Origin of the sequence: Allobosea spartocytisi (genome assembly GCF_014764685.1) — a bacterium.
Taxonomy (GTDB): Bacteria; Pseudomonadota; Alphaproteobacteria; order Rhizobiales; family Beijerinckiaceae; genus Allobosea; species Allobosea spartocytisi.
This window is the reverse complement of record NZ_JACXWY010000048.1, coordinates 1-7,551: the sequence shown is the minus strand read 5'-3', so window position 1 is coordinate 7,551 and position 7,551 is coordinate 1. Positions and strand designations below refer to the sequence as shown.

Sequence of the window (7,551 nt, the reverse complement as noted above, 5' to 3'; positions counted from 1 at the left end):
GCTCGCGGCCAACGAGCCCGCCGGAACCGGACCGGTGATCTACTATCAGGATCCGGACCGGAAGCCGGTCTATTCGGTTGAGCCACGTCAGACGGCAGACGGTCGGCCGTTCAGAGCCGTCCAGGCCAGCGAGGACATCAGCTTCGAGGAGAAACCGGAGGGCGTGGAGCGGACGGCACAGGCCGATAAGGGCCGCATCCTCTATTACCGCAATCCCATGGGCCTGCCCGATACGTCGCCGGTGCCGAAGAAGGATTCGATGGGGATGGACTATCTCCCCGTCCATGAGGGGGAGGCGAGCGAGGACGGGATCATCAAGCTTTCACCTGGACGCATCCAGCGCAGCGGTGTCCGTTCCGAGCCGGTCCGTCGCCAGACGATTGCTCAGACCGTTCGTGTTCCGGGCGTGGTGCAACTCGACGAGCGGCGGATTTCCGTGGTGGCGATACGTGCTGATGCCTTTGTGCAGGAGGTCGCGCCGGTCACAACGGGCGACCGTGTGGCGAAAGGAACACGGCTCGCGCGCATCTACTCGCCCGAAATCAGCACGGCCGGCGCCCAGTTCATCACCGAGCTGAACGCTGCAGCACGAGGCGTGCCCGAAGGGGGCGCAAGGCAGCGCCTCGAAAACCTCGGTGTTCCCGCCGAAATCATCGCCGAGATCGAGCGCAGCCGGAAGGTACCACCGACGGTGAATTGGACGGCACCGCGTGATGGCATCGTGCTGGAGCGCAATATCAGCGACGGCATGAAGATGGCTGCCGGAGGCAGCCTGTTCCGGCTTGCGGATATCTCGACGATTTGGGTCCTGGCCGACGTGCCGGAGCGTGATCTGGCCGAGATCCGGATCGGAGCGCCGGCGACGGTTCGGCTACGCGGCCGCCCCGACATGAGTTTCGAAGGGCGCGTCGGCGTGATCTACCCACAGATCGCCGAGGCGACGCGCACGGCAAAGGTCCGTATCGAACTAGCCAATCCGGACGGTGTCCTGCTGCCGAACATGTATGCCGACGTCGAGATCGGCGCTGGTGATGCGACCGCGGAACTGGCGGTTCCCAGGAGTGCCGTCATCGATAGCGGCACACGAAGCGTCGTCATCCTCGATCGCGGCAAAGGCCGCTTCGAGCCGCGCGAGGTCAAGCTTGGCCGCCGTGGCGACGGCATGGTCGCGATCACCGAAGGTGTTTCCGAAAGCGACCGTGTCGTCGTCTCCGCCAATTTCCTGATCGATGCGGAGAGCAACCTCAAGGCCGCCCTGAGCGGCTTCGCCCAGCCGGAGGCCAAGCCATGATCGCCCGCCTGATCGCCTGGTCGGCGCGCAATCTCATCCTCGTCTTCGTCGCCACGGCCTTCGTCGTTGCCGCCGGGCTCTACGCGCTCAGGACTTTGCCGCTCGACGCCATCCCCGACCTCTCCGATGTCCAGGTCATCGTCTACACCGAATATCCCGGCCAGGCGCCGCAGGTGATCGAGGACCAAGTCACCTATCCGTTGACGACCTCGATGTTGACGGTGCCGAAGGCGCGCGTCGTGCGCGGCTTCTCGTTCTTCGGGGTCTCCTTTGTCTATGTGATCTTCGAGGACGGCACCGATCCCTATTGGGCGCGCTCGCGCGTGCTCGAATACCTCAACACCGCCGCGCGCCGTCTGCCATCGGGCGTGACGCCGACGCTCGGGCCGGACGCGACCGGCGTCGGCTGGGTTTACCAATATGCGGTGATGGCCAAGGACATGTCCCTGGCCGAACTCCGTTCTCTGCAGGATTGGAAGATCCGCTTTGCGGCTTCGCGTGCGGAGGGCGTCGCCGAGGTCGCCAGCGTCGGCGGCTTCGTCAAGCAATATGCGATCGTGGTGGATCCGGTACGGCTGCGCGCCCAAGGCGTCTCGCTGGCTGCGCTGCGCGAGGCGGTCCGCAGCAGCAATCTCGATGTGGGCGGCCGCACGGTCGAGCTCAGCGAATTCGAATTCATGGTGCGCGGCCGCGGCTATCTGAAGTCGATCGCCGACATCGAGAACATCGTCCTGAAGAGCGAGCGCGGCGCAGCCTTGCGCCTTTCCGATGTCGCCCGCGTCGAGCTCGGCCCGGATGAGCGGCGCGGCATCACCGAGCTCAACGGCGAGGGCGAGGTCGCGAGCGGCATCGTCCTGCAGCGTTTCGGCGCCAATGCACTTGCCGTGATCGAGCGCGCCAAGGCGCGGCTTGCCGAGATCGCCTCGAGCCTGCCGGGCGGGGCCGAGATCGTGCCGGTCTATGACCGCTCCGGGCTGATCGAGCGGGCAATCGAGACGCTGAAGGGCACGCTGATCGAAGAGAGCGTCATTGTCGCCCTGGTTTGCATCGTCTTCCTGCTGCACCTGCGCAGCGCCCTGGTGGCGATCATCATGCTGCCGGTTGGCATCCTGATGGCCTTCGCGGCGATGAAGGCGCTCGGCCTCGGCTCCAACATCATGAGCTTGGGCGGGATTGCCATTGCGGTCGGCGCCATGATCGACGCCGCCATTGTCATGATCGAGAATGCCCACAAGCACCTCGAACGAGCGCCGCCGGATAAACCGCGCGTCGAGATCCTGATCGAGGCGGCAAGCGAGGTCGGGCCGGCGCTGTTCTTCAGCCTGCTCGTCATCACCGTCTCTTTCCTGCCGATCTTCACGCTGGAAGCGGAGGAAGGCAGGCTGTTCGGGCCGCTCGCCTACACCAAGACCTTCGCCATGGCTGCTGCAGCCTTGCTCTCGGTGACCTTGGTTCCGGCGCTGATGGTCATCTTCGTCAGGGGCCGGATCATTCCGGAGGCCAGGAATCCGATCAATCGGTTCCTGATCGCGTTCTACCGTCCCCTCATCCGCGGCGTACTCAAGGCCAAGACCTTGACGATCGTTCTGGCGGTTGCGGTGCTGGGCTTCAGCCTCTGGCCGATGCGTCAGCTCGGCTCCGAGTTCATGCCGACGCTCGATGAAGGCACCCTGATGTACATGCCGACGACGCTGCCGGGGCTGTCCGTCACGAAGGCGGCGGAGCTGCTGCAAACCCAGGACCGGATCATCCGCTCGTTTCCGGAGGTCGCCTCGGTTTACGGCAAGGCGGGGCGCGCGCAGACGGCAACCGATCCGGCGCCGACCGAGATGTTCGAAACCATCATCAACCTGAAGCCCAAGGCGGAATGGCGCGAGGGCGTCACGCTCGACAGCCTCAAGGCGGAGATGGACAAGGCGCTCCAGTTCCCCGGCGTCTCCAACGCCTGGACGCAGCCGATCCGGGCCCGCATCGACATGCTGGCGACTGGCATCCGCACGCCGATTGGGGTGAAGGTATTTGGAACCGATCTCGCGCAGATGGAGTCCGTCTCCCGCCAGATCGAGACGGTGCTCAAGGCCGTCCAGGGTACGAGCAGTGCCTATGCCGAACGCGTCATCGGCGGGTATTTCCTCGACATCGTGCCGGACCGGATTGCGCTGGGGCGGTACGGGCTCTCCATTGGCGACGTCCAGAATGCAGTCGTGATGGCGATGGGCGGCGAGACCGTGACGACGACGGTCGAGGGGCGCGAGCGTTATGGGGTCGCCATCCGCTACCCCCGTGACCTACGCTCGGATCCGCAGGCGATCGCCCGCGAGGTGCAGATCTCGACGCCGTCCGGTGCCAGCATTCCGCTTGGCGAGATCGCGAGCATCGAGCGCAAGCGTGGCGCCACCTCGATCCGAACAGAGAATGGCGAGCTCGCGGTCTACATCTTCGTGGACACTGTCGGGCGTGATCTCGGCGGTTACGTCCGCGATGCCCAGAACGCGATCGCGCAGAGCATCAAGCTGCCCGCGGGCTACCGCATCGCCTGGAGCGGTCAGTTCGAATATCTTGAACGGGCCGAGGCGCGCCTCAAGCTGGTCGTTCCGGTGACGCTCGCGATCATCTTCCTGCTGCTCTACCTGAATTTCCGCAGGTTGACCGAGACCATCATCGTCATGCTCTCGCTGCCCTTCGCATTGGTCGGTGGCGTTTGGCTGCTCTGGTGGCTCGGCTTTAACATGTCGGTCGCCGTCGCCGTCGGTTTCATCGCACTGGCAGGCGTCGCCGCCGAAACCGGTGTGATCATGCTGATCTATCTCGATCATGCGCTGGTCGAGGTTCGGGAGCGTCGATCGCAGGAGGGCAAGGCGTTCACTCGTGCGGATCTGCACGAAGCGATCATGCTCGGCGCGGTCGAGCGGGTGCGGCCGAAGATCATGACCGTGGTCGCGATCATGACGGGCCTGCTGCCGATCCTCTGGAACACCGGAACCGGTTCCGAGGTGATGCAGCGCATCGCTGTGCCGATGATCGGCGGCATGGTCTCCTCGACCGTGCTGACGTTGCTGGTGATCCCGGCGATCTATGGGCTGGTCAAGGGCTGGCGGCTCCCTCCGGCCAAGGAAACCGGCAGCGTGGCAGCCCCGCCAGTGCCGATGCAGCGGCAAGCTGCGGTCGTTGAATAGGTGGAGTGATCGACATGCACGACATGATGAACGGCATGGGCTGGAGGATGGGGGCGCTGCATTGGCTCATCGTCGCAGTGCCGCTGTTGGTGATCGCCGCCTTGGTAAAATACGTCTTCTTTCGGTGAAGACGCAGTCGAGATTGAAGGAGAACAGCCATGCAAATCGATATTTCGCCCACTCGCCGCGCGCTGATGCTTGGAACGGCGCAAGCTTTCACAGCCATCGTCCTGGCCAAAACGGTCGCGGCGACGGAAACATTGCCCAGAATGACCGTGACCCGTGATCCGAGCTGTGGTTGTTGCGGCAATTGGGTCGACCATATCAAGTCCGCGGGTTTTCCGGTCGATGTGATCCAGGTCGATGACGTGCTGCCGCTCAAGGCCAGGCTTGGCGTGCCGGAGGCCCTGATGTCATGCCATACGGCCGAGATTGGCGGTTACGTCATCGAAGGGCATATCCCGGCCGAGGCGGTGAAGCGCCTGCTTATCGAGCGCCCGAAGGCGATCGGCATTGCGGTTCCCGGCATGCCGGTAGGCTCGCCCGGGATGGAGGTGTCTGGCCAGACGCCGCAGCCCTACGAAATCGTCATTTTCTCAGCCGGCAAGCAGCATGTGTTTGCTCGCTATCGCGGGCTGCAGCAGGTCTGATCTCTTCGGAAGGAGTGGAAGCCGGGCGAAATGAAGCCGCCCGGCTCAACGTCTGCGTTATTGCTTCGCAGTGCAGACAACGCGGGTTTGCTCCATGTAGAGCGCGCCGTCCCGCTTGGAGATTTCAAAAGCGCGCTGAAGGCCGCTGTCGAACGTCACGACTACCGCATTATCGGCAAGCGTGAAGCTTCCGCTGCTTTGCCAGAGGCCGTCATAAGAGAAGCGCCCATCATTATCGAACGTGAAATGCGCTCCTCCCGGTGTCGCGCAGACCTTGCCGTTGATAGCGCTGGTCACCTCTTTAATCCCCGGGGCCAGGTTGGCACGGTGAGCCGCCGACGGCGCAAGGGGAGCCAGGATAAGCAAGCAGGTCGCCGACAGGGCGATTTGGCGGAACATCCTCATCACAGCCTCCCCTGGTTTGCCCAGAGTGAAACCCGCTCGGGGCTTGCGCAGCTAAGGTGGAGATGGGGATGACGACTTCAGATGTGAAGTGTTTCACCTTTATGTAAGATCGCTCGTGCGCTCAGAGGGATGCCTTTACGGCTCGATCGCCAACGCCCTCGCGGGCGGCACGTCGACCACCACTTTTCCAGTCCGCGCCTCCCATCGTCGAATCAGTCGCGTTCGCAACCATCAGGGCGACGGACCTCCTCCCAACCCTTTTGTTCGACGAAGATCGCGTGCCTGAAACGGTATGCTCGATCCTTCAGCGCGGGTTGCCGACCGACCTCTGAACCGGGAATGACGATGAGCATGCTCAACTCCTCGGCATGAAGACCATGCCGAATTGCGCATGCTGAGTGCCCAAGTTGTATGGGCACAAATATCCATTGCAATGTCTATTGAAGGTGCGGGCGGGAAATATCTGCGTGGGTCGCGGTCGAGCCACCGAGACGGAGGATCTTTGATCCATCTTGCGCCGCAACAAGGATTGTTGCAGCGGATGGGCCAAATCGCAAGCCCAAACCTTGATCTAGGTTAAAGACCGCAGGGCTTTCGGTGGCAGTGTGCGGCGCGCGCATCTTCAAGGTCAGGGGTTTGGAGGGTCGTGACAGATAAACCGCAAGACGACAAACCTGCGCCCGGCGGCGACAGAGGTGATGGAATCGCAAAGCATCATGACAACGCTGTCCAGCACGCACTGGTCGAGGCGCAGAAGCAGATTCTTCAGTTTCTCCGGCGTCGGCTTGGCGACCGCGACGCGGCGGATGAGGTTCTTCAGCGCTTTTCACTGCGCGCTTTGGAGAGAGCGTCACAGCTTCATGATGTTCGGATGGTGCGCGGATGGCTCGGCCGAATCCTGGCCACGACAATCGTCGACCATCAGCGCGAAGCGGCGCGACGGCAACGCCGCGAGGTCGTGATTGACCAGACAGAGGTTGAGAATCTTCCCATCGACGAGGAACTCGACGCAGCGATCTGTAATTGCCTTTATCGCATCTTGCCGACGCTCAAAGCCGAGTACGCCGACATCATCTGGCGCGCTGATATTCTTGGTGAGCCACGTGACCGCGTGGCGGCCAGTCTGGGAACGTCGCTGAACAACGTGACCGTCCGACTGCATCGTGGCCGGCAAGCGCTGAGAAAGCGCCTCGAAGAGATGTGCCGAACCTGCCCTGTCCACGGTTTCTTGGATTGTCACTGCGAAAAGGCTGAACAGTTGCGGAGGGCCCTCGCCGAAGCCAACGCCAACACCGTTCCTCGAAGTGGCGCCTGACGCTTGGATGGGGCTCACGCCAAGTCTGCTCTCCAGTGGAGGTAAGGAAAAGCTTGGATCGATCTCCAAGCAGGGCAACAGGCAACTGAGGACGCTCCTGGTGGTCGGGGCCTCGTCGATCATCAAACAGGCCAAACGTGGGGTGAACCTGCCGGAATGGCTCGTCGGCCTGATGGGCAGAAAGCCATACAAGCTTGTTGCCGTGGCGCTCGCCAACAAGACGGCGCGCATTATCTGGGCGCTGCTTTCCAAGGGGGCGTTTACAGACGATCAGCGCAGATCGCTGACGCCATTTGATTAAGAGCTCCGGCAAATCGCCGGTTCGCCGCACAGGTGCAAAAAGAGGTGATGAACGTGCGCGCCACGCCGGGGCCCTACGGATTTGGGGTTGAGGATTTCCGGAAGCGCCACGGCATGAGATCGTCGACGGCGCTTTACCGCACCGTCCCGGATGTATCAGATCTCCATAAACACCTTGCCTGTCGGGCCGTTCCACATATGAGACAGACCCCATCGCGCTCCGAAACCCCGCGGAGCCAATGAATCACGACAACAACACCCCGAAAAGCGCCTTCTTCAACGCCCTGCTAGGCTTCGTGGACAAAGGGTAGCCAGAGTTTGACTGCGGCAATGGCGACGAATCCGAGGTAAGATTCCTTGCTCTTGTCGTAGCGTGTGGCGACGCGCCGCCAGTTCTTGAGCTTGCTGAACAGA

7 protein-coding genes and 2 pseudogenes are annotated in these 7,551 nt (G+C 62.6%); 6 read left to right on the top strand and 3 right to left on the bottom strand.

Annotation, left to right across the window (positions count from 1 at the left end; all coding sequences use genetic code 11):
- The 4 genes from IED13_RS28265 to IED13_RS28255 form a co-directional block, all read left to right on the top strand.
- Window positions 1-1,291 (top strand): efflux RND transporter periplasmic adaptor subunit (locus tag IED13_RS28265; protein ID WP_210323787.1); only part of this gene is annotated, 1,291 nt, incomplete at its 5' end.
- A complete protein-coding gene (locus tag IED13_RS28260) occupies window positions 1,288-4,467 on the top strand; it encodes an efflux RND transporter permease subunit (RefSeq protein ID WP_191126109.1) in 3,180 nt (1,059 codons plus the stop codon). The genes IED13_RS28265 and IED13_RS28260, both read left to right, overlap by 4 nt.
- Window positions 4,468-4,472: 5 nt before the next feature.
- Window positions 4,473-4,595: a hypothetical protein gene (locus IED13_RS29135; protein WP_263858925.1), complete on the top strand. Its 123-nt coding sequence runs from the start codon at window positions 4,473-4,475 to the stop codon at window positions 4,593-4,595.
- Window positions 4,596-4,625: 30 nt separating this feature from the next.
- Complete coding sequence (locus IED13_RS28255; RefSeq protein WP_191126108.1) at window positions 4,626-5,117, top strand: DUF411 domain-containing protein; 492 nt, start codon at window positions 4,626-4,628, stop codon at window positions 5,115-5,117.
- A gap of 57 nt (window positions 5,118-5,174) precedes the next feature.
- On the opposite strand, the gene IED13_RS28250 is transcribed toward IED13_RS28255, so the two are convergent.
- Both IED13_RS28250 and IED13_RS28245 read right to left on the bottom strand, forming a co-directional pair.
- The gene (locus IED13_RS28250; RefSeq protein ID WP_191126107.1) at window positions 5,175-5,522 is read right to left on the bottom strand and encodes a hypothetical protein; all 348 of its coding nucleotides are present in this window, start codon (window positions 5,520-5,522) and stop codon (window positions 5,175-5,177) included.
- 212 nt (window positions 5,523-5,734) lie between these two features.
- A complete protein-coding gene (locus tag IED13_RS28245; RefSeq protein ID WP_191126106.1) occupies window positions 5,735-5,875 on the bottom strand; it encodes a hypothetical protein in 141 nt (46 codons plus the stop codon).
- Window positions 5,876-6,168: 293 nt separating this feature from the next.
- On the opposite strand from IED13_RS28245, the gene IED13_RS28240 reads away from it, so the two are divergent.
- Both IED13_RS28240 and IED13_RS28235 read left to right on the top strand, forming a co-directional pair.
- Window positions 6,169-6,837 carry an RNA polymerase sigma factor gene (locus tag IED13_RS28240; RefSeq protein WP_191126105.1) on the top strand — a complete coding sequence of 223 codons (669 nt, stop codon included), beginning with the start codon at window positions 6,169-6,171 and terminating at the stop codon, window positions 6,835-6,837.
- 1 nt (window position 6,838) lies between these two features.
- Window positions 6,839-7,138 (top strand): annotated as a pseudogene (locus tag IED13_RS28235) (transposase); the annotation flags it as partial.
- A gap of 286 nt (window positions 7,139-7,424) precedes the next feature.
- On the opposite strand, the pseudogene IED13_RS28230 reads toward IED13_RS28235, so the two are convergent.
- Window positions 7,425-7,551: pseudogene (locus IED13_RS28230) on the bottom strand (IS5 family transposase); the annotation flags it as partial.